Origin of the sequence: Acaryochloris sp. CCMEE 5410 (genome assembly GCF_000238775.2) — a bacterium.
In the GTDB taxonomy this organism is placed as follows: Bacteria; Cyanobacteriota; Cyanobacteriia; order Thermosynechococcales; family Thermosynechococcaceae; genus Acaryochloris.
On sequence record NZ_AFEJ02000001.1, the window covers coordinates 973,890 to 999,954 of the forward strand.

The 26,065-nt window shown below is 48.3% G+C and carries 21 protein-coding genes and 1 pseudogene; 15 read left to right on the forward strand and 7 right to left on the reverse strand.

All coding sequences use genetic code 11. The features are described from left to right. The first annotated feature begins 34 nt into the window (after window positions 1-34). The 5 genes and pseudogenes from ON05_RS04305 (at window position 35) to ON05_RS04325 (ending at window position 4,859) form a co-directional block, all read left to right on the forward strand. Complete coding sequence (locus ON05_RS04305) at window positions 35-1,393, forward strand: ABC transporter ATP-binding protein (RefSeq protein WP_010471866.1); 1,359 nt, start codon at window positions 35-37, stop codon at window positions 1,391-1,393. Window positions 1,394-1,648: 255 nt separating this feature from the next. After that, a complete protein-coding gene (locus ON05_RS04310) occupies window positions 1,649-1,990 on the forward strand; it encodes a DUF1815 family protein (RefSeq protein ID WP_010471865.1) in 342 nt (113 codons plus the stop codon). Between the two features lie 207 nt (window positions 1,991-2,197). Further along, on the forward strand, window positions 2,198-3,091 hold the full coding sequence (locus ON05_RS04315; RefSeq protein WP_010471864.1) for an alpha/beta fold hydrolase: 894 nt from the start codon (window positions 2,198-2,200) through the stop codon (window positions 3,089-3,091). Window positions 3,092-3,142: 51 nt separating this feature from the next. Next, on the forward strand, window positions 3,143-3,472 hold the full coding sequence (locus tag ON05_RS04320; protein WP_262561192.1) for a hypothetical protein: 330 nt from the start codon (window positions 3,143-3,145) through the stop codon (window positions 3,470-3,472). After that, window positions 3,469-4,859, forward strand: a pseudogene (locus ON05_RS04325) (ISKra4 family transposase). The gene ON05_RS04320 and the pseudogene ON05_RS04325 overlap by 4 nt, the downstream one beginning before the upstream one ends. A gap of 411 nt (window positions 4,860-5,270) precedes the next feature. Here ON05_RS04325 and aroB read toward each other — a convergent pair. Further along, entirely contained in the window at window positions 5,271-6,389 is a 1,119-nt protein-coding gene (aroB, locus tag ON05_RS04330) for a 3-dehydroquinate synthase (RefSeq protein ID WP_010469390.1), read from the reverse strand. 300 nt (window positions 6,390-6,689) lie between these two features. Between aroB and ON05_RS04335 the strand changes: the two genes are divergently transcribed. Then, a complete protein-coding gene (locus tag ON05_RS04335) occupies window positions 6,690-7,925 on the forward strand; it encodes a murein hydrolase activator EnvC (RefSeq protein WP_139025605.1) in 1,236 nt (411 codons plus the stop codon). Between the two features lie 3 nt (window positions 7,926-7,928). Here ON05_RS04335 and ON05_RS04340 read toward each other — a convergent pair whose 3' ends face one another. After that, a complete protein-coding gene (locus ON05_RS04340; RefSeq protein WP_029314989.1) occupies window positions 7,929-9,218 on the reverse strand; it encodes a hypothetical protein in 1,290 nt (429 codons plus the stop codon). 198 nt (window positions 9,219-9,416) lie between these two features. Between ON05_RS04340 and ON05_RS04345 the strand changes: the two genes are divergently transcribed. Then, window positions 9,417-9,674: a DUF3146 family protein gene (locus ON05_RS04345; RefSeq protein WP_010469386.1), complete on the forward strand. Its 258-nt coding sequence runs from the start codon at window positions 9,417-9,419 to the stop codon at window positions 9,672-9,674. A 143-nt stretch (window positions 9,675-9,817) separates the two neighbouring features. Here ON05_RS04345 and ON05_RS04350 read toward each other — a convergent pair whose 3' ends face one another. The 3 genes from ON05_RS04350 to ON05_RS04360 are packed head-to-tail and all read right to left on the reverse strand — an operon-like array spanning window position 9,818 to window position 14,537. After that, the gene (locus tag ON05_RS04350; protein ID WP_010469385.1) at window positions 9,818-10,951 is read right to left on the reverse strand and encodes a CO2 hydration protein; all 1,134 of its coding nucleotides are present in this window, start codon (window positions 10,949-10,951) and stop codon (window positions 9,818-9,820) included. A gap of 49 nt (window positions 10,952-11,000) precedes the next feature. Beyond that, on the reverse strand, window positions 11,001-12,590 hold the full coding sequence (locus ON05_RS04355; RefSeq protein WP_010469384.1) for an NADH-quinone oxidoreductase subunit M: 1,590 nt from the start codon (window positions 12,588-12,590) through the stop codon (window positions 11,001-11,003). Between the two features lie 48 nt (window positions 12,591-12,638). Next, the gene (locus ON05_RS04360) at window positions 12,639-14,537 is read right to left on the reverse strand and encodes an NAD(P)H-quinone oxidoreductase subunit F (protein WP_029314988.1); all 1,899 of its coding nucleotides are present in this window, start codon (window positions 14,535-14,537) and stop codon (window positions 12,639-12,641) included. Between the two features lie 733 nt (window positions 14,538-15,270). Between ON05_RS04360 and ON05_RS04365 the strand changes: the two genes are divergently transcribed. From ON05_RS04365 to ON05_RS04400, 8 genes are all read left to right on the forward strand, one after another. Beyond that, on the forward strand, window positions 15,271-15,579 hold the full coding sequence (locus ON05_RS04365; protein ID WP_010469380.1) for a carbon dioxide-concentrating mechanism protein CcmK: 309 nt from the start codon (window positions 15,271-15,273) through the stop codon (window positions 15,577-15,579). 108 nt (window positions 15,580-15,687) lie between these two features. Next, window positions 15,688-16,035, forward strand: a complete 348-nt coding sequence (locus tag ON05_RS04370; protein ID WP_010469378.1) for a carbon dioxide-concentrating mechanism protein CcmK — start codon at window positions 15,688-15,690, stop codon at window positions 16,033-16,035. Between the two features lie 12 nt (window positions 16,036-16,047). Further along, window positions 16,048-16,335 carry a EutN/CcmL family microcompartment protein gene (locus ON05_RS04375; RefSeq protein ID WP_010469376.1) on the forward strand — a complete coding sequence of 96 codons (288 nt, stop codon included), beginning with the start codon at window positions 16,048-16,050 and terminating at the stop codon, window positions 16,333-16,335. A gap of 221 nt (window positions 16,336-16,556) precedes the next feature. Further along, window positions 16,557-18,968, forward strand: a complete 2,412-nt coding sequence (locus ON05_RS04380; protein ID WP_029314987.1) for a ribulose bisphosphate carboxylase small subunit — start codon at window positions 16,557-16,559, stop codon at window positions 18,966-18,968. A 72-nt stretch (window positions 18,969-19,040) separates the two neighbouring features. Beyond that, complete coding sequence (locus ON05_RS04385; RefSeq protein ID WP_010469373.1) at window positions 19,041-19,592, forward strand: hypothetical protein; 552 nt, start codon at window positions 19,041-19,043, stop codon at window positions 19,590-19,592. 99 nt (window positions 19,593-19,691) lie between these two features. Next, window positions 19,692-20,444, forward strand: a complete 753-nt coding sequence (locus tag ON05_RS38395; protein WP_010469371.1) for a BMC domain-containing protein — start codon at window positions 19,692-19,694, stop codon at window positions 20,442-20,444. Between the two features lie 171 nt (window positions 20,445-20,615). Continuing rightward, entirely contained in the window at window positions 20,616-21,956 is a 1,341-nt protein-coding gene (locus tag ON05_RS04395; RefSeq protein WP_010469369.1) for an adenylosuccinate synthase, read from the forward strand. Between the two features lie 114 nt (window positions 21,957-22,070). Continuing rightward, window positions 22,071-22,811, forward strand: a complete 741-nt coding sequence (locus ON05_RS04400; protein ID WP_010469366.1) for a class I SAM-dependent methyltransferase — start codon at window positions 22,071-22,073, stop codon at window positions 22,809-22,811. Between the two features lie 4 nt (window positions 22,812-22,815). Here ON05_RS04400 and ON05_RS04405 read toward each other — a convergent pair whose 3' ends face one another. Both ON05_RS04405 and ON05_RS04410 read right to left on the reverse strand, forming a co-directional pair. Then, a complete protein-coding gene (locus ON05_RS04405; protein WP_236618833.1) occupies window positions 22,816-24,534 on the reverse strand; it encodes a tetratricopeptide repeat protein in 1,719 nt (572 codons plus the stop codon). Beyond that, window positions 24,509-25,903 (reverse strand): pentapeptide repeat-containing protein, encoded by a 1,395-nt coding sequence (locus ON05_RS04410; protein WP_010469364.1) that lies wholly within the window; start codon window positions 25,901-25,903, stop codon window positions 24,509-24,511. Before ON05_RS04410 ends, ON05_RS04405 begins: the two co-directional genes overlap by 26 nt. Window positions 25,904-26,065 lie beyond the last annotated feature (162 nt).

Consider the following 26,065-nt stretch of genomic DNA (forward strand, 5'->3'; position numbering starts at 1 on the left):
ATATCGAGCAGCACAATAGGCTGAGAGCGATGTAATGGATACCGATGTTGTCGTGGCTCAGGTTATCTTTGAGGATGTCTATAAAAGTTTTCCGGCTCGTAAAGGTGATCGCACAGCCAATCCCACGTCCGTTGACCCCAATTTAAGTTCAACAACCTCCACTCAGCCTAAATCTAAGGACGATACCAAAAACGATACCGTTACCGTATTGCGCCGCATCAATTTTTCTGTTGAAGATGGGGAGTTTATGGTGCTGGTGGGTCCCTCAGGATGTGGGAAAAGCACGCTCTTACGCCTGATTGCAGGATTAGAGGACTTAACTGGGGGCAGTATCAGGATTGGCGATCGCAAAATCAATCACCTCCCCCCAAAAGCACGAGACATCGCCATGGTGTTTCAAAGTTACGCCCTTTATCCCCACATGAGCGTCTATAACAATTTAGCCTTTGGTCTCCGTCGTACCCAATCCCAGCGAGACCCTAAACGGCGCTCTATTTCTGCATCCCTACGCAGAAAACTAGAGTCTGGCTTAGTATCCGCGACCCGAATATTACCCAAGCCCTTCAGATATCGTTCCAAACGAGAAAAATTAATTGAGCAGACCGTCCATCAAGTTGCCGAAATCTTACAAATTGAGACTTTACTGGACCGCCTGCCCAAGCAACTCTCCGGGGGACAGAAGCAGCGAGTGGCTCTGGGGCGTGCCATGGCCCGTGATCCCCAAGTTTTTTTAATGGATGAACCCCTATCTAACCTGGACGCCAAGCTGCGAACTCAAACCCGAGCCCAAATCGTCAAACTCCAGCGACAACTCGGAACAACAACGGTCTATGTCACTCATGACCAAACGGAAGCCATGACCATGGGGGATCGAATTGCCGTTATGAATGCTGGGCAAATTCAGCAAATTGCTAGCCCTTTAGAGCTGTATAACCAGCCGATCAACCGATTTGTAGCCCAGTTCATTGGTTCTCCCCCTATGAACTTTATCTCCGTCCAGGTTCAATCGTCTCGAAACTTACAACATCCACAATTCACCCTCACCCTGCCAGAAGTGTGGGAAACGGTCCTCCAGAATTATCAAGGCCAAACCCTAACCTTAGGGATCCGCCCAGAACATCTGGATCTGGCATCCTCCCATTCCAGCAATATTCCCACCCAGGTCGAATTGGTTGAAGCCTTAGGCCATGAGACCTATCTGTCTTTACAGTTGACCCAGAACCATCAAATGCCCCAATCACCGGTCCCATTAATTGCCCGAATCAATCCTTATCAGCAAGTCAGCCTTGGCGAGCAGTTATGGTTCTCAGTTCAACTAGATAAGATTCATCTGTTTGATCAACAGACTGAAGCGGCAATCCGCCCTAGCCAATTACCAGCCCCAACCCATTAGTTTTAGCTCCTTTCCCATCGGTACTTTCTTTGACTCTGTGTTGTTGAATACGGAACTTGAAACGGGGTTCGATTAAGTTACCTCCCAGCATGGCCATACCTTACTTTTGGATGATGTGAAGCAAGTCGTTTGCTCGATAGGGCAGCTAACGCACCTGGGAACAATAGTAAGGAGAAGTTTAGTCGAGGGGGAAACAGAGCATGTCAATAACCATTAACCAAGCTAGAATGTGTACTCACTCAGAAGGGTAATCCTGTGTTTGTCCGGTTAGCCAATCAACACCGTGAATTTGTTCGAGACTTAGTCATGAACCTCCAAGCCCTAGCTATTGTGCTAGAACGTCGAGGATACGTGGCGTCTTGCTATACCTGCGGTGGCCAAATGAACAGTGCCTCCTTCATGGTGAGTTTAGGAGAAAATCATCTGATTCGGTTTTTAGTGTCCGACTATGGGATCACCTGGACCGAAATGCGAGATGACCGTGAACTCATGAAGTTGGAAGGGGCTGAAGCCATTAGCCAATTGCAAGAATTAGCCAACTTAATCAAATATGAGCAACCCGCCCAGAGCCCATCGTCTGTGCTGGCCGAGTCATAATCCTTAATTTATTCACCTCATTTGTCAAATTTGTCCCCATCTTGGACTTGTTCAGTCGATGATTTAGTCCAAATTCGTTGGTGAAATGTTACGCTGTATACCTAGTTAGCAGGGGGTAAATTGTGTAGTCATCTTGATCATTCAAGATTGACTCAATGGCAAACTGTCATGTTTCAATTACCACCCATCGAGGTTGCACTGTAACGTATGACCACTGCGAGTTCTGGCTGGCAACACCAGTTTATTCAAACTAATAAGATTCGGCTCCACTATGTCACCCAAGGTGAAGGCGATTTAGTTATTCTTCTCCATGGATTTCCTGAGTTTTGGTACTCTTGGCGGTATCAGCTTCCGGTTTTAGCCCGTCATTTCAAGGTTGTGGTTCCTGATCTACGGGGGTACAACGATTCAGACAAGCCGTCGAGTGGCTATGATATCGACACCCTCAGCGAGGATATTGTTGGTTTAATCCAGAACTTAGGTTATCGCTGTGCCCATATCGTTGGTCATGACACGGGCGGAATGATTGCCTGGAACTTGGCTCAAAAATTTCCCCAATATTTGCAGAACTTAGTTCTCTTGAATGCGCCTCATCCCCAGCGATTATTTCGAGAGTTTTCTAGCAACCTTGATCAGCTTCGCCGGAGCTGGTATCTGTTGGCTTTCCAGATCCCTGGGCTACCGGAATGGTTGATTCAATCCAATCTGCGCCAATTTCTCCAGGATTGGTTCCAGAAACAAGCCATTCGCAAAGCGGCCTTCTCTTCTGAGACCTTAGGGATTTATCAGGCTGCCCTAGAAAAACGCGGGGTCCTGTCTGCCGCGATTAACTATTATCGGCAGTTGCTGTCTCCCCAAGACTGGTTATCCAATTCGGATCGCAAACTATTGCCCATCCAAGTCCCTACTTTGGTGTTGTGGGGAGAAGATGACACGGTTTTAAGCCCCAACTTAGCACTGGGCTTTGAGCGGTTTGTACAGGCCCCATTTCGCCTCAAGTTTGTTCCTGAATGCGGCCATTGGATTCAGCAGGAAGTCCCCAAAATTGTGAATCGAGAGCTACTAGATTTTCTGCGTCAGAGTAAGCCCGCTTTTAGTTAGATTAAAACCTTTTTAGCTAATTGATTGGACTCAAGAAGCTATTTCAAAACAATGGATCGACAAGAAGCCTTACTTGCGTTGACTCAAGCAGGTCTTAAAGCAAATTACGCTGAAGGTCCTACCGGTTGTTTCCTAGGTGGAGAAAGTATACAAAGTAAGGGAGAGTTTTCCATTTACACTAATAGCTTTATGATCTGGAAAAACTCTGAATCTTGGGTTGCTGCGCTTCCTGGTTTAGGAAACACGGATATTGAAATTGAATGCTCTACCCTGAAAGAAGCGGTTGAAGCTGGGCGTAAGCACAGAATCGGGGATGTATGGCTCAAAGAAAAACGGGTCAAGGACAATAGATCCTGTACCCGAATCAAAAACTTGTCATGAGCCTAACATCGCAATTGCCAACCGTACTAGAGCATCACGAATTTCTAGAACAGGTCGAAGCACTCAAAGAAGCACCCAGCCTGAGTCAGATGGTTTATATCGTTCTGCAAATGGGTTTGTTTTTGGCTCGCTGGCTTCTGGAGGATGAACTCTCACGGCGAGCAAAAACAGTATTGGAATGGCCGAGGTGTCCCACTTGCGGAACCCGCTTGCACTCGAAGGGATGGGAATCTCGTCAGATGCAGACACTGGTGGGAAATATTGCCTGAAAGCGACGGGTGGGTCGTTGTCCCCACAGGTGTCCAGGTAGTCTATCCGCTCCTTTGGATCAATCCATTGGGATTACCTCCTATCAGCACAGCAGTGAAGAATTGGTTCGTCTAGGCTGCTTGTTAAGTCTATTTATGCCCTATGAACTGGCCAGTTGGATGCTGAGTCAGTGGAGTGGTTTATCCGTCAGCTCATCAAGCTTGTGGAGTTGGGTGCAAGTCATGGGCAACAAAGCTTATCAGGAGCTAGAGACTCAACTCAAAGCTCAAGCCTCAGGTGACCAGACTCCTTGTGAAGCGATTTCAGAGGTGTTGTCTGCTCTACCTTTGGCCATTGCTGCTGACGGTGTGATGGTGCCCTTTCGCCCCACCCCGAAAACCCCCAAGGGAAAAATCCAGTGGCGAGAAGTCAAAGTTGCTATCTTAGCCCGCCTAGGAACACGGGGCACCCGAGCACAAAAGCGTGTCCCCCAACTACTACGTCGAAGACTGGTGGCAGTATTGGGCGATATCGACCAGTTCATCCCCTTACTGCACCTCGAAGCCCGCAAACAAGACTTTGAATCGGCCCCAAGCGTCATCTGGTTGAGTGATGGGGGCGAGGCTTCTGGCGAGTCTACCGCACCTTGTTCTCTCACTGTGCTGTGGCAGTTCTCGATTTCTTTCATGCAGCAGGCCATCTTGCACGAGCAACAAAAGCGATGTTTGGGGATGCTCGCTCTGCTCAAGCCCAAGCCTGGTTTCGGCGCTGGCGACACCAATTGCGACATGGGCAACACCTATTAGTATTGCGGTCCTTGACGATGTTGATTCACTCACAATTGTTTACGGGCAAATCTTTTACGACGTTGCTCCAGGTACAGGCTTATTTCCAGCGCCATCTGCGACACATCCAATATCGCCACTTTGAACAACTACAGATACCGCTGGGGTCAGGAATGGTCGAAAGTGCTTGTAAGTGGCTGATTCAACAGCGCTTTAAGGGGGTTGGTATGCGCTGGAGTGAGGATGGTTTCAATCATCTACTCATGCTGCGGCTTGCCTGGGTCAATCAACGGTTTGACTCCCTATTCCCAGGGGTAACCATTCCGAAGTCTAAGGCATCCCCGATCCATTAGCTACGCCCGTTGAAGCTACATGCAATTTTTATGCTAAAGAACAACAAACAGATAATTAACTTATACTGCCAACGGCTGAGGGCTTAACATTTCAGATTGAGCTATAACTCTCTCTACCAAGGAATTTGAAGCTCATCTAAAAAGTAAACTTTCAACTCGTTCGGAGTATAATCACTAGTACAGCGACTAAACTCCACCTATAAGCGTTATCCAGGGATGTTTACTCTATGTTCTTCATCGCTAACTAGAGTTGCTGTCATTGAGTTCTCTCTTATCTAAATTAGACCTTATCGGAAACAGCTGAAAGCCTTACTGGGAAAGCGTTTTATTTTTGGAGAAAAATCGACCTCAAAGACTTACGACATAGACGTTTGAAGTTATTCTCACCCATTTTATTTCCGATAAGGTCTATTATTGCTCTTTCATTCCTTTTAGAGCACTTACGATCACCTGCCCCGGCACCTGATCAGTGATGTCAACCTCACCCAGTTGAGTGGGCAAGATAAACCGGACTTTGCCATCTTTAACTTTTTTATCCGTCAGCAGCACCTCTGCTACCGCTTCAATGGCAAAGTCAGTAGGGAGTTCAGTGGGCAATCCGGTTTTCTGAATCAGTTGGTGCTGACGTTGCGCGTCTTCAGCAGACCACCAATCTAGTTGGACGGCGATATCGGCAGCCGCCACCATGCCTAAAGCAACGGCCTCGCCATGATTAAACAAACGGTACCCCGTTAAACTTTCAATGGCATGGCCAATGGTATGACCGTAGTTAAGGATGGCCCGAAGCCCCGCTTCTTTTTCGTCCTGAGTGACGACATCTGCTTTGGCTTGAGCGGAGCGGGTGAGAATTTCCGTGAGGATGTCTGGTGGCATGTAGCGGTACTGATTGGTGCGATCGCAACCCTCCAACACCTCAAACAGCTCTAGATCCCAAATCACACCATATTTAATCACCTCAGCCATTCCCGCCCTAAATTCTCGACTGGCCAGGGTTTTTAAGGTATCGGGATCGATCAAAACCAACCGAGGCTGATAGAACGCCCCAATCAAATTTTTCCCTTTCGGGTGATTGACACCTGTTTTACCGCCAATGGAGGCATCCACCATAGCCAACAAACTGGTGGGGACTTGAACAAAGTTTATGCCACGCAACCAGGTTGCTGCAGCAAACCCCGTCATATCACCAATCACGCCGCCCCCAAGGGCAACGAGGGTGGACGAGCGCTCTAGTTTTAGGTCCAGGGCATAATCGTAAATCTTCTGAATGGAGCGGGGGGTTTTGTAGCGTTCCCCCGCTGGCAAGAGAAAATGTTCAACCTGGAACCCCACCTGGGCTAAAGCCCCTTGGACTATCTCCCCGTAGTGCTTCCAAATCTGAGGATTAGAAACGATCAGGACTTTTTGCCCCAACTTTACCGACTGCAGGGATCGATCCTGGAGCCAGGATCCCAGTTGGGCGAGACCACCGGATGCGATCGCAATTTGATACGGCTGTTGTGGTAAAGGGACGGGGATAAATGTCTGCTGCATGCCACTCCTGGAACTCCCTTGCCAGTGTGCCTTACAGGAACCCCTTCTGTCACTAGCAACTTTTTGGGGTGAGTTTTATTCCGCATTTAAACGATGGTTAATTTGACAAGTCAACCGACGGTGCAACTAAGTATGAGATTGTTGAAGAGAATCTCCATCTATTAAATACTTGTCAGAGAGTAGGGTACCTTAACCAAGAATAGGTATTGCCAAGGAGCAATATCTTGGCTAATTCCACCGATTAACCATATTGCATTCCAAGTCTGAGAGATTTTGCTAAAACTCCTCCACCAAAAACTAATGCCTCGGCGATCTTCTCTCCACGCTCGCTCCAAAAAGGGAAATCTCTCAACGGCAAGAGATTTAACCAGAATAGTGGGCGTAATCGTTGGACTATGCCTAGCTGTATTTCTCTTCACCCTCAGCGAGCACCCAAGCTTCGCTCAAAATTCGTCGGATCTGAATGAACTACAGGAGCGTCGGATACAAGTTGAGGAACAGCGTTCCAAAGTCACAAAACAACGGCAGCAAATTGAGAATCTTGAAGGGGCAGCCAAAAAACGCCTAGGCGGACTAGAGCGCAATATTCAGTTTACGGAAGGCCAAATCAAAGAGAACGAAGCCAAGCTGAAGCAGGCCAACGAAACACTGCAGAAAATAGAAGCAGACTTGACCAAAGCCGAGACGGCCTATAAGGAGAAGCAGGGCAATACCGTAGCCCGTCTCCGGGTCTTACAACGACAACGAGATTCCAGTACCTGGGTGGCTCTCTTACAGAGCAAATCCATCGAAGAACTGCTAGATCGCCGATATCAACTGCAACTCGTTTATAAATCCGATCGCACGTCCCTACTGGCCCTCAAAGATGAGAAAGAGAAGATTAACGACAAAAAGCTGTTAGCAGAGATCCAGAAAAACCAAATTTCCCTGTTATCAGAACAACTCCTCTATCAAAAAGCCAATTTCAAAGCTCAAGCCTCTGTTCAAAGTCAATTGGTCACCCGGTTAAAAAGCGATCGACGCGCTTTACAGGCGGCAGAACAACAACTCTCCCGAGATGTGAACAATATTTCTCAGGTGATTGCCCAGCGCATCGCTGAACAACAAGTAGCGTTCCGCTCCAATGCACCTGGCGTTCAGCAAGTTTTTGGGACGGGGCAAATGGTCAGACCTGTTGTTGGCCCCATTACCAGCAATTTTGGCTATCGCTCCCATCCCATTTTTGGAACAGGTCGGTTTCATGCGGGGACTGATTTTGGTGCCCCCACTGGCGCACCCATTTTTGCAGCAGATAGCGGCACGGTGATTGTGGCTGAATGGTACGGCGGCTACGGGAATGCCGTTATTATCGACCATGGCAATGGGTTAACGACCCTCTACGGGCACTGTAATGAACTTTATGTCACCGTCGGCCAGGGCGTCCAGCGAGGGCAAACCATTGCTGCAGTCGGTTCAACGGGCTTATCCACTGGCCCTCACCTCCATTTTGAAGTTCGAGTACAAGGCGAACCCACTGAGCCGTTGGCCTACTTGTAAGCGCTATTCTGTAGAATTCAAACGCTGCTGCCATTCAGCATCAATGGCGTCTGCACGCTCATATTCCTGTTCTAGTAGGTCTTTTTCAGTGGTGTAGGCCAGATTCTCTGACGAAACCACTGACTGAGCCGCAAAAGTCTGGGCATAGTCAATTTTTTGTTGCAACGCTGCATCCGGTCGGGACAGGGTCACGGCACTAGCTTGGCGTTGCTGATTGCGCGCATTGATCTTGCTATTTCGTCCTTGAATCCAAAAGTAGCGGATCAGAGGAATTCCCAAGAAACCGATACCGTAGGCCACTAAGACCCCAAAAATAGAATAGACGAACCCCACTAATCCACCAAGCTGAATCGCAATGGTGCCATCCCGTAGCAAAGACCATAGCACTGCGGCTCCAACTAAATTTAAACCTCCTAGACCAATGGCTAAGAGGATTTGACCTGAACCAGCTTGGCTAAATTTCCAAGGATATTCTTGGAGATAGGTGGAACTCGCTCGTTGTTGACGGGCCTTCGCCGTCGTTTGCAGGGTCGGGAAATGATAGATGATTTCTCCCTGGGGACTGACTTCGGGACGGCCATCGAAATGCGTCAATACCGGAATCACATAGTCTTCGTTCTCATGCTGACGATCAGACACCTCCAGATAGGGCGTGAGCTGTTCTCCTGTCACGGCCCCTCCATTGGTACGAATGACTGTCCCAATTTCCTGCCAGCGGCGATCCTCTAAATTGGCATTGGGATTACCATCCCCAAATAGGAACGAAAAGATGGCTTCCAAGAAGTTCATCTGATCCGGGTCTTTCGGTTGACGACGAGCATGCTGTCGATGGTAGCGAGGATTGGGGTTAAAGAACCAGAACAAATCCGGAGTAATCCAGAACCGGGGGATAAAACCACCGGAACGACGATTATCGGACCGATCGTCTTGGCTGTTTATAGCAATTAAGATGATTGCGATCGCAACAAAGATCAGCACAATCGACAACACCAGAAAAATCCCGAAGGAGATGCGAATCAGGTAGAAAATAGCAGGCCAAATCTTGTCCCAAAGGGCCTGAAGACGCAGACGCCAGTATTTATTACGAAGAACTGAACGGAAATTTTTGGGGAACAGATAGGCAATATCTCCAGCTTCAGAGACTTGAAGATTGCCAGAAACTTCGGAAGCCAGAGCAAGCAACCCTCGCTCTGTTTGATCAATATCTAGACCCGCCTGAGTCGCAACGTCGCCAACGGTCACTCTGTAGTTGAGTTGCTCAACGGCAGTCATTATCTTGGAATTCAGGGGCATGACCTACCTCATAAAGGAGCTGCCAAATGATGCAGCACGGATGGTTTTCTTCTCGACACCCTTCTTTCAGTATAAGAAACCCCTTCTAGCCAAAAGGTACGGTTTGAGGTTCGGCTTCCCTGTATCGCAGTAGACAGTCACACCAGACTTATTGATAATAGTCTTGAACTTTGACACCAGCCCCAACAGACCTGACTTGTGTGTGCCCTCCCCCGAACAACTGCCCATGTCCGTATTACCCACCAGTCCTGGCAACAGGGACAGATCGAAGGCGAAGTTGCTGCCAATGAATACATCTGGCAGTTTCAGTGGTGTTTTCGACAAGGTGAGTTAAAAGTGTCGCCTTCTTTAGGTCGAGCCTTGATTAAGGAACCCCTGGGGCGATTCCTTGAGCAACAAGATTATCGATTAGAACCTGGTGGTGATTATTCCTTTACCCTACGCTGCAAAATCTAGGCGTAATCTCAAACAAATGAGATATTCCTCACACCAAAGAGAAGCATGGTCGCATTTTCAGCCAACATCAAGACCTCGGTATTCTCCTAATCCACCTTTACAGGCTGATAGTTACCTCAGCCTGTAAGGGAACAAGAAGTCGATTAGGCATTCGCCTGTCGAATCCGAGATTTTGTAAAGCGATTCATCCAGCCCTCTAAATATTTGCGATTGGCTTTTTGTTCTTCCAAATCATCAGTGGTCAACGGATGAGGCGCTAGCCCCTGAAGGGCAGCAGTAGTCACGCAAAACATTGATTTTTGGAATGTTTCGCAAATTTGAATTCTCAAATCTTCTTCCTTCCGCAGACTTTTTTGATAAACCTCCGTTAAGTAATCCGGCAGATAGTGGCGCATATCTTGCATTAACAATGTCGGCGGAATCCCTGAACAGCCAATGGGCAGCGGATCCGCATAAAGCGCTCCATAGGCAAAGTCACCTTGGAACATAGGAATTTGGTATGCCTGGGCATTGTAAGAAACCGTTCCCAGGAATGGCGTTCCCCTAAAGAAAACTGCCTCAACATAGGGAACAGCCGTATCCATCAAGAAGGTTAAGTTAGCAGACTTGGGAAGAATGTCATAATCTGTACCACCGATATTGACGGTATAGGTAATGGGCCGACTTGCATCTGCGACTAGCCCTTGCAAAATATGGTCCACCACTTCCGGGATGGTTTTGATTTCACCAGCATCATACCGATCAGAGAGATCGATAAAGATATCACTCATCACCCGCCAAAACTGTCCCAAGCCGCTGTAATAAGCCGACTGTCGGATTTGCTCAGGCAGGAAGTCAGGAAAAACCTTATCTAAGCCCAACATCAACGGATTAAGTTTGAACTTAGCTTTAATGACTGGCTTAATCGCCTCTAAAAACTCTGGCGAGTCTAAATAACTATCTAACCCGCCCCCTCCATGCCAGAACATGCTTTTCATGCAATATTCAGCATATTCATAGTTAATCCGGTCATGCCAGAGAAACTTCAAAATCTTGCCCGGATTGATCTCACCATTAAAGTACTTAAATAGGGGGAAAAAAACTAAAAATTGGTGATCGGCAATATAGATGAGGTTGTTGGAATAGGCATCCAAAATAATGCCATAGCTTTTGAGAATCCCCACCACTTCCAGGACATGTTCTGGGGAGTCTCTCAGCAGCGCTTCTCCCGCTTCTAGGCGATGAATGAACTCTGCCAATTGGTGTTTAGAGGGTTCTATTTGAGGCGTGCTTACCATAGCTGATGAGGGGTATAAGGAGGAACAAGTTGCAGAAACTAATTCAAAGCTACTCAGTAATTTCTATCTGTGGGCTAGAGGCCACGATAGAGCTAGAAGCATTCGCCATCGATTGATCGGGGATATTGGTGATCATAATTTGAGGCGGTCTAGGATTGTATGGAATCAAAGCAGCGATCTGAGTTTCGCTCCAACGCACAATAAAGTTGGGTTGAATCCCTAGCAGAAAGATGAGGGCCACTAAAATCGCTGCAGGAAGTCGATCAGACCATGTAACGGTTGGGATGCGATCTAACTCATCCGGTAAACGGCCAAAAAAGACCCGATTAATCATTAATAGGAAGTAAACTGCCGTCAATCCAGTAGCTATCATGCAAACTAGCGTTTGCACAGGAAAAATAGGGTAGCTTCCTCTAAAAGTGAGAAATTCAGAGATAAAACCTACCATGCCGGGAATTCCAGCACTTGCCATGACGCCTAGGATCATCATGCTACCAATCAGGGGTAAACCTCGCTCAGGATTGAGTAAGCCCCTGAGGAAAAACATATCTCGGCTGCCTGTCTTTTTATAAACGACCCCAACGAGCAAGAACAGTAAAGCAGAAATCAAACCGTGACTGACCATCTGGCAGACAGCGGCAATCATACTCAGTTCAGTGGAAGCTGCTGCCGCCAGCAAGATAAATGCCATGTGGGCAATGGAGGCATAGGCCACCACCTTTTTCATATCCTGTTGAGAGATGGCGCAAGAGGTCCCGTAAAGAGCACTCACCGCAGCCCAGATGGCCAACCAGGGGCCTAAATATACCCAGGCATCAGGCAAAAGACCCACACCATAACGAAGTAGGCCATAAGTACCTAACTTCAGCAGCACGCCAGCCAAAAGGACGGAAACAGGCGTTGAAGCTTCTACGTGGGCGTCAGGCAACCAAGTATGTAACGGGAAGAAAGGAATCTTAATGCCAAATCCTAGTAGAATCCCCACCATCAAGATCAGTTGGAGTTTTAAGGTCAAGCCACTCGGGGTATCTGAGGCCCCCACAATAATGGCTCTTAACGGTTCATAGGCAAAGCTAGAGGCCCCTGACAACCAGACAATCCCTAGGAATGTGGCAAGCAGAACAATACCAGAGAAGGCTGTGTAGAGCAGAAATTTAGTGGCGGCGTAGGATCGACGGGCTCCTCCCCAAATGGCAATTAAGAAGTAAAGAGGAATAATTTCTAACTCGTAGAACAAGAAAAAGAGGAGAACATCTTGCGCTAGGAATGCCCCTGCCACACTGGAGTTAAGCAAAAGCATCAGGGCGTAATAGAATCTGGGCCGTTCGACCTCTGGATCGGTACTCCAAATAGCGATAAAGGTCAGGAGACTATTGAGACCCAGCAAGGGCAGAGATAACCCATCTACTGCTAAGTGATAGTTAAGACCAATGGCTTTAATCCAGGGAACAAATTCCCCAAATTGCATGGTCACTTGCTTGGGATTGAACAGAATCGCAATATAGACTGTCCAAACAAATACAAGACCTGCCACCACTAAGGCTACAGATCGAGCATATTTATTGGCATCAATGCTTTTGGGCAAAAGTGCCAATAGCAGAACTCCAAATAGGGGGAACCATACGAGGACACTGAGCATTGGGTTAAGACAAACTCCTAACTAAAGCGAAGAAATTAGATGGTGGGGCTATTGACTAAGGAGTTCAGACCAATAACCAACAATGGCAGACCAATCATCCCTGAGCAGTAGCCATAAAATGGCACTGATGCCGATCATGATCGTGAGCAAATAGGATTGAGATTGGCCGGAAACCCCGTATTTAAGGCCTTGTCCACTCAGCAAGGTGGCTTTACCTACGAAATTAACGATTCCATCAACAACATATTTATCCAGATAAGTTGTGAATTCAGAGGACAGGCGAACAATGGCCACTACGGTGTATTCGTACACCCGCTCGATATAGAAGTCATAGGCCAAAAGATCCTGAAAAAAGCGGAGGTAAAACGTGGTCGGTCGAGATAGAGAACGTCTCAGTTCAAACACAGAACCCAATATCACACCGATCACGCCTGATGCCACCAAAATAGGGAGGCCGTAAGGGATGGAATATTCACTAAAGACGACATCAGATGGAAGAGGATGGAGCCACAGGGACCATTTCAATGGCATAAGCGGGAAAGCCAACACAGCCACAGTCATGGTCACCATCGGCAATGCCATCAGCCAGGGCACTTCAGGTACCCGTCGAGTCTTAGGTTGGCGTTGCCCCAGAAAGATTAACCGAAAAATCCGAGTGAGACTGATGGCGCTGGTGGTATTCACAAAGACAAGTAAAACAAACAGCCAAACGGGCATATTCCACCCCCCAGTTAGCCATTGCTGCATCATTCGGAAAAAGCCCATCGGCAGAATCACCACTAGACTGGCAGCACCCACGACAAAGGCAGTGGTTGTCGCCGGTAGCCGTGACCACAGCCCTCCCATTTCCGTCATGTCCTGACTATTCGTGCCCAGAATGACGGAACTGATGCTGAAGAAGAGAAGCGCTTTTGCGATCGCATGGGTGAGCAGCAATGATAGAGCAATGTTTACTTGCCCTAAGCCCACGGCAATAAATACCAAACCCAAATAGGCACTGGTAGAATGGGACAATGCTCGCTTGATATCCACCTGAGCGATGGAAATCAAGGAAGCGCCGACCGCTGTGACGCCACCAATAATCAGTAAGGTATCGGAAGCAATCAAAGACAGGCTAAAAATAGGCTGAAGCTTAATCAGAAAGTAAGCGCCAATGGAGACAACTGCAGTGTTCCGCATGACCCCTGCAGGATTCGGCCCTTCCATTGCCTCATCCAGCCAGAGATTCAAAGGGAATTGCGCACAATTCCCTGTTGGACCCGCAATTAGAGCCAGTCCGAGCAAAGCATCCGTTAGGGGAGGTAAAGCAGTGGCTTCACTCCAGGCCCTCAGGTCTGAAAAGGTTAGTCCAGCACCATAGCTGGTCAAGGCCACTAAACCCATTAAGAGGATAATGTCACCGACTCGCTTGGTTAGAAAAGCATCCCGAGCTGCCGTGACCACCAGCGGCTGTGCATACCAAAAGCCCACCAACAGGTAGCTAGAAAACGTCAACATTTCCAGCAAAGCATAGCTAAGAATCAGCGAGTCGCTAATGGCGATGCCAGCAAGTGCTCCTTCGAAAAAGCCCATCAATCCAAAAAAGCGAGCAACGGACCAGTCCTTGTCCATATAGCCAATCGCAAAGACTTGGGTGAGTAAGCTCAAAAAAGTGACTAATTCTAAGGCACCAACACTAACAGGAGAAATTTCAATTGCAAAGGTTAAATTCAAGTCCGCAACTTGAAGCCATTCATAGACCAGTTCCTGAGACGGTTGGCCTAGAACCTGTTTGAATACAATCGTGCCATGCAAGCAACTTAACAACGTCATCAAAATGTTGAAATAAGCGACTGGGCGGGGCCCACTTCGCCGGATTAACCCCAAGGACCAGGGGAGCGAGAAAAGAGCTCCTAGTAATCCAAAAAAGGGAATCCACCAGATATGTTCGAGAAGAAATTGCGACAGCACGACTTAGTCAATTAGGGTTTGCAATGGTTGTTGATAGACTCTCAACTTCTTAAAACTGTAAATCTTTATCTGCTCAATACAGTCAGAAATTTCAGATAAAAATAGTCTCGAAACTCATAACTTTTTTTTCTGAAGTGGAAGTAGAGAAATAAGTAGGAAAAACTCTTTATAAAAATTGTTTCTAATTTATGACTATTATTGATTTATTTTTCATATATGTTTCATCGTATCAAAATATGGTAAATATCAATAAATATATTTTATTCAATAGTCTAAATAGATATGAATAAATCAATATCTTCTCTTTGCAGCAATAAACGGACCGCTTTTTCGGAAAAGAACCCTCCTCATTTGTACCTTTTTTACATCGCAGGGATAGTGCAGTCTATGTCCTCTCGATTTAGCTGCTATGGGCTTTTTCAGGGTTGCTGGCCATCCATTGATTTTCTTCAATACCCTACAGACAGATATCTTATACTTCAGTATTTCGAATGAAATATCTCGAGCGCATTCATAGCTAAAGTTCAATTGACTATCAGTTTTATTTATTGATTCAATTTGAATAAATAATCCACGTTTATATTGACAAAGCTGATCCCGGGTCTATATGCTGAGTTCTGCAAGCTTGAAAGTGCTTCCAAATAAAGCTGTTTACTGGCTTTCATGTAAGAATTTTTGGGTAGCAAAATTACCTACTAATATTTAGTGTTCAATAACAGGAGATGTGGCAATGCCAATTGCGGTTGGGATGATTGAGACGAAAGGTTTTCCTGCTGTGGTAGAAGCTGCAGATGCGATGGTGAAGGCAGCTCGTGTAACGCTGGTGGGCTACGAGAAGATTGGTAGCGGCCGCGTCACAGTGATTGTAAGAGGAGATGTTTCTGAGGTTCAGGCTTCGGTTGCCGCCGGAACAGAATCAGTCAGAAGAGTAAATGGGGGAGAGGTTCTTTCAACTCACATCATTGCTCGTCCTCATGAGAACCTTGAGTATGTACTACCGATGAGTTACACGGAAGAAGTAGAGCAATTCCGAACGTAACTGCGACCAATCATTAGGTGTGAATATTTACCCAGATTGAGTTCATAGAAGTCTTGCCTTTTTTGGGCAAGACATCATTCGTAAAGCGAGAGAATGGAGTTATAAACTATGTCGATAGCAGTTGGGATGGTGGAAACCCTCGGCTTCCCAGCAGTGGTCGAAGCTGCTGATGCCATGGTCAAAGCGGCTCGTGTCACCTTAGTTGGTTACGAGAAGATTGGGAGTGGTCGGGTTACGGTTATTGTTCGGGGCGACGTTTCAGAAGTTCAGGCGTCGGTTGCCGCTGGAACTGAGTCTGTCAAACGTGTGAATGGTGGACAGGTTTTATCTACCCACATCATTGCTCGTCCTCATGAAAACCTGGAGTACGTGTTGCCTATGCGATACACCGAGGAAGTTGAGCAATTCCGCGAGAGTGTTAGTGGGCCCCGTGCACTCCCTATTCGTAAATCCTAGTCACAAATCTGAGTGAGAATCGCAAAAGTTCTAGGTACCGTAGTTAGTACCCAAAAAGCTCACAGCCTCCAGGGCACCAAGTTCTTGTTGGTACAGCGAGTCGATCATGAAGGTCAATTACTTCCTGAATATGATGTAGCTGCTGACTGTGTAGGCGCAGGGGTTGATGAGTGGGTATTAATTACTCAAGGTAGTGCAGCCAGGCAAATGCCTGAATATGAACGACGGCCATTAGATGCCCTAGTTATTGCCATCATTGATACGGTCTCGGTCTCAGGGGGACGTATTTACAGTAAGTGATTCAGTCATAAATTCCGATGTTTGGATATTTTTTCCAACCTTCTAGGAGGTGTGATTGCTTGAAACCTTACGTAAGATTGTCGGCATCCTAGCTGACTCCTTAGGCTATTTGGACCATTAAGTTCCTGAGGTGTTGAACTTGATTTCTAAACCTAATTAGCCTTCACTTCTTTTGTCACTACTCACTCGCGATCGCGTTTTGTGTAGGGGAGTTTGTCATTATGGTAATCCATAGCCCATCAACATCAGCATTCATGCAGGCAGGGAATTTACCCGAGCCACGGTTAAGTTCTTCTGCCTATGTTCACTCATTTGCAAAAATAATGGGTGATGTTCACGTGGGTGCAAATGCACTGATTGCGCCTGGAAGTACGATTCAGGCCGATCAAGGACTTCCCTTTCACATCGGCGACAATGTCAATATCCAGGATGGAGCAGTCATCCACGCCATCGAGCCAGGGCAAGTTCGCGGTAAGGATGGCCAGAATTATGCCGTTTGGATTGGTAATAACAGTTGTGTCACCCATATGGCCCTTATACATGGGCCTGCCTTTATCGGTGACAACTGTTTTATTGGCTTTCGCTCGACAGTCTTTAACGCCAAGGTGGGTGATAACTGCGTGATCATGATGCACGCGTTAATTCAGGGAGTAGAAATTCCACCTGGCAAGTATGTGCCTTCTGGTGCCGTAATTACAAAACAAGAGCAGGCCAATCTTCTACCTGATGTATTGGAAAGCGATCGCAAATTCACTCAGCAAATCATTCATGTAAATGAAGCCCTAAAAAGTGAAGTTTCTGGGGCTAGCACTCAAACCTCTATTCGTCCGGCCCGAGCCAACATCGGCCATTCTCAATCACACCGTTTTACTACTGATACCAAGCCAATGAACCATACCACCCTAGATGCTGCAATTGTGAGTCAAGTTCGGTCACTCCTGGCACAAGGATATCGAATTGGCAGTGAACATGCCGACAAACGCCGCTTCCAAACCAGCTCTTGGCAAAGCTGTCCATCCATTACTGGCACCAATGAATCGCAAGTATTGGCTGGGATAGAATCTTGCATGTCGGAACATCAAGGGGAATATGTCCGGTTAATTGGGATTGATACCCAAGCCAAACAGCGGGTGCTGGAAACCATTATTCAACGTCCAGATGGTCCGGTGAAATCGGCCTCTATCAGTTCTGTGACAAAGACGATTAAAAATTACACCACTAGCCATATCAGCAGCAGCGGCAACATTGATGCAGAAACCATTGCCCATGTGCGCTCCCTCCTAGGTCAAGGCTACCGGATTGGCACTGAACATGCCGATGCTCGTCGTTTTCAAACGAGCTCTTGGCAAAGCTGCTCCCCCATTGCCTCGCAGCAGGAATCCCAAGTGGTTGCAGCATTGGAAGCTTGTATCGTTGAGCATCAAGGGGAATATGTCCGCATGCTGGGCATTGATACCCAAGCCAAGCAGAGGGTGTTTGAAGCAATTATTCAACGTCCCAGCGACAAGCCTAAAGCAGCCCCTCCAGCGTCCCGGCCTGCTTCTACTTCATCCTCAAGCAGCAGTTATGCCAGTCCAAGTTATGCCAGCAGCAGTCCTAATAGTGGGGCTAGCGCAGGTTTAGGGGCGGATGCCATTGCCCAAGTCCGCTCTCTTCTTGCCCAAGGCTACCAAGTCGGTTCCGAGTATGCAGACAAGCGCCGCTTCCAAACCAGTTCCTGGCAAAGCTGCACACCCATCAATTCCCAGCAAGAATCTCAAGTCATTGCCGCTTTAGAAAGCTGTATTGCAGAACATCCTGGAAACTATGTTCGCCTAATCGGGATTGACCCGAAAGCCAAACGCCGAGTCCTAGAAGTCATCATTCAGCGTCCAGATAGCAATAGTAAAGCCAGTCCATCAGCCCCTAAAGCGAGACCGGCAAGCTCCAGCTCTAGCTATTCCAGCAAAGTCGAAAGTAATAGTTCAAGCTACCGTCCTGCCCCTTCGGCTGGCCTGGATGGAACAGTTGTGAATCAGATTCGCTCTCTTTTAGCCCAAGGCTACCGAATTGGCACTGAATATGCGGACAAACGCCGATTCCAAACCAGCTCTTGGCAAAGCTGCACACCCATTGCCTCGCAACAAGAATCTCAGGTGATTGCTGGCGTCGAAGCCTGTTTGGCCGAACATCCCAATGACTATGTTCGTCTGATTGGCATCGACAAGCGGGCCAAGAAGCGGATGTCTGAAACGATTATTCAACGTCCTGGTGGTTCAACTGCGACTTCATCTTCAGTGAAGACATCAAGTTCTCGCTCTTTTCAAGCGCCAGCGACCAAAAGCTCTCGAGGACGTGGATTTAGCCCCCGCAATGGTGGTGGCTTAGATGCTAATACCGTAGCGCAAGTGCGATCGCTTCTAGCCCAAGGCTACCGAATTAGCACAGAATATGCGGACAAACGTCGGTTCCAAACCAGTTCTTGGCAAAGCTGTCCTCCTATTAAAACCCAGCAAGAATCCCAGGTGATTGCGGCACTAGAATCCTGCATGGCCGACCACCAAAAAGAATATGTCCGCTTAATTGGTATTGATACCAATGCCAAGCGACGCGTCTTAGAATCTGTGATTCAAAAGCCCGTGGCAGCGCACTAGATGTCATGTCACAAGGGTCTTAGTCTGAACGATCTTGTCACTCTTAGCCTAAGAGCCTAAGGTTCATTGCTGATGCAACTTTCCCCCCCGCAACCGGTTAGCACCTCGCAATTTTGTGTGATTGGGGATGTTACGATCCATCCCCACGCCAAAATCGCTCCTGGTGTGATCTTGCAGGCTGCCCCCCAAAGCAAAATTGTGATTGGCGCCAGCGCTTGTATCGGCATCGGAGCTGTTATTCAAGCCTTTGAAGGAACAATTACCGTTGAGAGTAATGCTGTCCTAGGGGCGGGGGTTTTGGTTCTTGGCAAGGCAACCATTGGTGTAAATGCCTGTATTGGCGATTGCACCACCATCATCAATACCGATATTGTGACCCAACAGGTTATTCCGGAGGGTTCACTTATGGGGGATGCCAGCCGATCGACCATTGACGAGTCTGAAGAGGGTTCACATTTGAATGACGCTCTACCCTCTAATCCAGTCAATCCAGCTTGGCCCAGTCCTCCACCCATGCCGACTCCTGCGCCTGCGAGTAGTCCTCAGAGGCAATCCCAAGTCATTGGACGAGCCTATGTGACCCAGATGCTTCAGGTCTTGTTTGCTCGTAATTCACCGCCATAATGCTTAAGCCAATCAACCATTGCGGTTATTGCTAAACTGAACGAGACTCACTTGAGGATGTCTGGGTCCATTGTCTCCGTCTAGGTATTGCCCGCCGATATGATTCCTGCCTCAAAGTTAAAACGGAAACGCAGACCTGATAGTGCTTTGGGTCTGTTATCGACTCCCAGTTTCCCTGCGATTGTAGGAACCGCAGATGCGATGCTCAAGGCCGCCGAAGTGACCTTAGTTGGCTACGAGAAAATTGGGAGCGGATTATGCACAGTTATTGTGCGGGGCAATATTGCGGATGTGCGTCTAGCCGTAGAAGAAGGCAGTCGCTTAGCGGAGAAGCTGGGGCAAACCGTCTCCAAACTGGTGATTGCTAGACCCATGCCCAACTTGGAAGCCGTCTTTCCCATTGGCAGTCATCTAGTCGAAATCGCCCAGCAGCAACGGGGCTATTCCCGATTAAGCAACCAATCCATTGGCCTATTAGAAACTCGCGGTTTTCCAGCCATGGTGGGAGCCGCAGATGCCATGCTTAAATCCGCTAATGTTCAACTCTCGGCTTATGAAACTATCGGGGCGGGATTATGTACCGCCATGGTTCGGGGATCCGTTGCCAATGTTGCGGTCGCCATTGAAGCAGGCATGTTTGAAGCAGAACGAATCGGCGAGTTGAATTCGGTGATGGTCATCCCTCGGGTTTTGGATGATTTAGAAGCCATGTTACCTGTTGCCAGCTGCTGGATCGAGAAACCCTTGCCGCTACTCTTCTCCAATAAGGTGAAAGAGAAAGAGAAAGAATTGGTCCCGTTAGAGAACCTAGAACAACTCTCCCGCTCTATTGAGCAAGAACCGGATGCTTAAACTTAGGTTTTGAAGCTTCAATCTCTCTAGGTTTTGGGCAACATAAGCTCGGTTTTACATGCATTTTTAACATCGAGTTAGTGGGAAGAATACCGATTACAAGATTGACAGAAGTCTCCACCACTACCGATAATTGTTGTTTGTGAAATAGTCGTTTTTAAAAATAATCCCTTGGCTAACGTAGTTGTAATTGGTGCTCAGTGGGGCGATGAAGGAAAGGGCAAAATAACCGATTTGCTGAGTCGCTCAGCAGATGTGGTGGTTCGGTATCAGGGCGGAGTAAACGCTGGCCATACCGTCGTTGTCGATGACCAGACCTTTAAGTTGCATTTGATTCCTTCCGGCATTCTCTACCCCAACACCGATTGCATCATCGGCTCTGGAACCGTTATCGATCCCAAAGTACTGATCGAAGAACTGGATATGTTAGACAAGCTGGGGGTCAGCACCAGCCATCTGTTTATCTCCGAGTCAGCCCATGTCACCATGCCTTATCATCGGATGATTGATCAGGCCTCTGAAGAGCGTCGGGGTGACCATAAGATCGGCACTACAGGCAGGGGAATTGGCCCCACCTATGCCGATAAGTCCGAGCGAACCGGCATCCGCATCCTGGATCTGATGGATCCAGAGGGCATGAAGAAGCAGCTACGGTGGACCGTTAACTATAAAAACGTCATTCTCGAAAAACTCTATAATCTGCCTCACTTAGATCCAGAAGAGGTGATTGCTGAGTATCAAGTCTATGCGGATCGTCTGCGCCCCTTCGTTGCTGACTGTTCCTTAAAAATCTACGATGCCTATCAGCAGCACCGAAACATTTTGTTTGAAGGTGCCCAGGGTACTTTGCTGGATTTAGATCATGGCACCTATCCCTACGTCACGTCTTCCAATCCAGTCGCTGGCGGGGCCTGTGTGGGGACGGGAGTAGGCCCCACGATGATTGATCGGGTTATCGGTGTCGCCAAAGCCTATACCACTCGGGTGGGGGAAGGCCCCTTCCCTACCGAACTTCATGATGAGATGGGGGTAGCCCTCTGTGAGCGAGGTGCTGAATTTGGCACAACTACTGGACGGCGGCGGCGCTGCGGCTGGTTTGACGCTGTGATTGGTCGCTATGCTGTCCGCATTAACGGTCTGGACTGTCTAGCGGTGACTAAGCTCGATATTCTCGACGAGGTGGATGAAATTAAAGTTTGCGTGGCCTATGAAATTGATGGCCATGAGTCGAAGGACTTTCCCACCAATGCTCGCCAGTTTTCCCGCTGCAAACCCGTGTATAAAACCCTGCCTGGCTGGAAGCAATCCACGATTCATTGCCGCACGTTAGAAGACTTACCTCCCAAAGCCCTGGACTACCTTAAGTTCTTAGCTGGCATCGTTGAAGTCCCGATTGCGATTGTGTCCCTAGGGGCTGAGCGGGACGAAACCATTATCGTTGAAGATCCCATTCATGGACCGAAGCGAGCCTTGCTCTATTCCAATGGGGAAACCCAAGCCATGTCTGCTTAGGTCGTTCTCTAAAACTGGCCTGAGTCATATCGCTTTATTTCCCCTGGATTTTCTAGCTTGCGATCGCAACCCTGATTCTGCCAAGCTCTGATTCTAAGGAGTGAGATACCTAAGGTGAATCACAAAGGAGATTGGTATAAAACTGACCTGGCCTATATTCACGATATTGGGTTTGGTGGATTTGCGGATCAAGCGGCGGTCGAGATCTTAGCCTGCTTTCAAAGGCATCAAATTGAATCCGGTTTAGTGGTCGATTTAGGCTGTGGTAGCGGCATCTGGGCAGATCACCTCGTCCAGGCGGGGTATCAAGTCTTAGGGATTGATATTTCAGAGGCCATGATTGATCTGGCTCGCAGTCGGGTTCCTGCTGCAGACTTTCGGGTGGAGTCCTTATTTACGGCCCATCTTCCAACCTGTCAGGCAGTAACGGTTCTGGGAGAAGGTCTAAATTATTTATTCGATGCGGAGCACAATTCGTCTCGGCTAGGTCCAATCTTCCAGCGAGTCTTTGATGCCCTAGAACCTGGAGGACTGTTTATCTTTGATCTGGTTGAACCGGGTCAGGTTGAAGCGGGACAAACGAGTCAAGGCTTTCGAGAAGGCGAGGACTGGATGGTCTTAGTAGAAAAGCAGGAAGATTTGGAATCAATGATCCTGACCCGACGAATCATCACGTTTCGCCAAGACGGCACCCTCTATCGACGAGACGAAGAAATCCATCGACAGCAGCTCTACAATGCCGATGAGATAGCGGCACAACTGCAACAGATTGGGTTTCAGGTGCAAATTTCCAATACGTATGGTGAATACGAACTTGCGATCGCACGCAAAGCGATCACAGCCCGCAAACCCTAACCGCCTATTGGGAAGGCTCAATTTGCTTCTTCACCCGCTCTTGATTCAGCAAAGCCAGAGAATGGTTGGGATTCAGACTAAGGGCTTGTTCTAAGCTGGCAAGGGCTTCAGGGAAGTTCCCCAAAGCCTTCAGGGCAATGCCTTTCCCGGTCCAATAATCGGCGTTTTTTTCATTAAAGGCAAGGGCTTTGTTATAGGCCGTCACCGCCCGACTATAGGAGCGTAATCCCATCAGAGCCAAGGCTTTGTTATACCAAGCGCGATCGGATTTGGCATCCAGGGCCACGGCCTGATCCGCAGCCGATAGGGCCTGACCATAGTCTTCCAGCCGCCAGTAGGCTGCACTTTGATTGATCCAAATTTCTACCAGCGTCGGCTGCTTCCCTGCATTGGCATCTCCTTTTAATGCCTGGTCGTAGGCCGCAACGGCTTCCTCTAACTTACCCAGAGTCGTCAGAATCCGGCCCTGGTTAAACCAAGCTAAGGAAGATTGCGGATCAACTTCTACCCCCTGAGCAGCAGCATCCAGGGCTTCATCGAATCGGCCTAGACGCCAGAGAGACAAGGCCCGTGCACTCCAGGAATGGGCATCTTTGGGCGTTAAGGCTAACGCTCGATCAATGGAGGTCAGCGCTTCTTCAAACCGCCCTAGACCAATCAGGGCCGTTCCCCGCTGGCTCCAGGCAAACTCTAAACCCGCCTCTCCCCAGTCTCCATCCCCTTCCTGAAATGCTTTTTCGCAACTGGCTAGGGCCGTCTCAAACTGATGAAGTTGGTTGGCGTTCGCACATTGCTGAATCAGGGCCGCAGAAGAGGTCGGGGCCAGGGTCACGGCAAACCCGTGAGACGCTTGAGCCTGCTGATGTTCTCCCAATTGATCCAGCAAAATCCCTTGCTGAGACCACAGTTGGGAATCCTTAGGTGCGAAGGCAAGCGCCTTGTCATAGCCTTTGAGGGCCTGGTTGTAATCCCCCAATTGTCGGTGTAGTTGAGCAAGTTGGGACCACCCTATTGCCGGAGAACTATCTCCCCAATCACTGTCGCCTCGGAGGGCGCGATCGCAGGATTCAAACGCCTGAGAATATTGCTTTAGGGCAGCCAAGACCTGACAGCGCTCGGCCCAAGCCCGGCCATCTCGGCTATGAATATGGGTCGCCCAGTCATAGGCAGCCAAGGCTTCTTCTAACCGTTCCAGCTTAAACAGAGCTGCACTCCGGTAATACCAGGCTTGATCTGGCAGCGATTGCCCCCGTTGATCCGCCACTTGGAGGGCCAACTCACAATCCTTAAGAGCAGGCTCATAGTTTTGCAATTTAAAGAGACTGATACACCGTTTAGCCAAAATCTGAGGCTCATCCGGCTTTAGTTTGAGGACCTGGTTAAAGGCGGCAACGGCATCTGAATGTTTGGCTAGGGCAAACACAATTGTGCTGCGATCGGTCCAGGTCTGCGGATCGTTGGTATTTAAGGCAATCGCCTGGTCACAGGCTTTCAGAGCATCTTCATATTGCTTCTGCTGAGTTAGGCTCTGACATAATCCCGCCCAATGATCATAGTCCTGCAGTCCTTCCTGAGCTTTGAGCGGTAGGGGAAGCAGGGCGAAGGCCAACCCCCACCCCCACAGCAACGGTCCCACAGACCATCTGTACCGTCGCAATCGGCAATTCCGGTTTTCAGTAACTACTAAGACTCTTTCCCTAGGGACAGGAGTGGGTTGTTCCATCAGGCATTATGGCTCCACACAGATAAGCATCATCAAGGTTTGTGCCCTCAATATTGGCATTCTCCAAATTGGCTTCTGCTAAGTTGGCATTCTTTAAGGTTGCAGCCTTCAAACTGGCTCCTGTCAGATCGGCCCGAAACAGATTGGCTTCCGTCAAATTTGCCCCATCCAAAATACTTTGGGTAAGATTCGCTTGGGGAAGCTGCACCCGGAAAAAGTCCACTTGGCTTAGATCCGCTTGGGCTAAGTCAGCGGTTTTGAGGTCTAGCTCTCTGCCCCCCTGGTTGACTAGCTCCCATACTTGCCGCCATTTATCCGCCAGAACCGTTTTGATATTGATTTTGCTCTTGTGCAGCTTGGCTAGGTTGAGATCGGCACCTTCTAAATTGGCATAGCGCAGATCGGCACCTTCTAAATTGCTATTGGTCAAATTGGCTCGGCGAAAATCGGTATAGCGGAGGCGAGCATTACTAAAATCAGTCGCTCTCAGGTTACTATCCTGCAAATTGACAATAAACAAATAGGCCTGAGACAGATCCGCTTCTTCTAGATCTTCTCCCTTTAAATTAATGCCTACCCAATGCACACCACTCAGATTTTTGCCCTGCGTTGGAGGGCCTTCTGTAGCAGAAGGTTCTGGAGCCAGTGATTCCGAGGTCTCTTCGGCAACAGGGCTTTCAATTTGCTTTTGGTTGAGGATGGCCCAAGCATTCCGCCATTTCGGATCGATAACTGTGGTGTCATCTAGTTTGGCCTCCCTCAGATCAGCATTCACTAGGTTGGCACCTGTTAAATCCGCCCCAATCAGGTTGGCCCCTTTTAGAGATGCACCTTCTAAATTGGCGTTAATCAACTGGGTTCCCACTAGAGATGCATTCTGTAATCGAGCCTGGGATAAATTGGCGGTGGTTAAATTAGCCTGATTCAACTGAGCTTTACCTAAGTTGGCCCTCGCTAAATTGGCTTCGGTTAAATTAGCTTGGCTCAAGTTGGCATCGCGGAGTTGAGCATTCTCCAAATCGCTCAGGGTGAGCTGAGCTTGGGATAAGTTAGCCCGAAATAAGATGGCTGCCCCCAGTTGGCTTTTTTCTAAATTGCTGAGGGTGAGTTGGGCACTGGAAAGGTTTGCCTCCCGCAAATCAGCTTGTTTGAGATCCGCCCGAAGGAGATCTGCCCCATCTAGCTTTGCACCACGCAGATTCGCTTCTTTGAGATTGGCCCCTTTGAGGTTGGCATTCCGAAGATCCGCTCCCCCTAATTTAGCTTTATCAAGCTGGCAGTCGGCACATTCACGCGTTTCTTTCAGTTGATCAACATGATCGCCTTTGGCTGCCTGCACAGGTTGGCTCAACAGGGTGAGTGCAACCATTCCACTAACCAACCCAGATGAGACTTTGAAAGTCTGGCTTATCCGCAAAATCCGAACCTCAGATTTTAGGAAAGATCAACTACAGATCATGGCATGTTCGCTGGCCACAAAGGATTAGACGAAGGTCTAATAGCATCACAAAAACTAATAAATAGAATTATC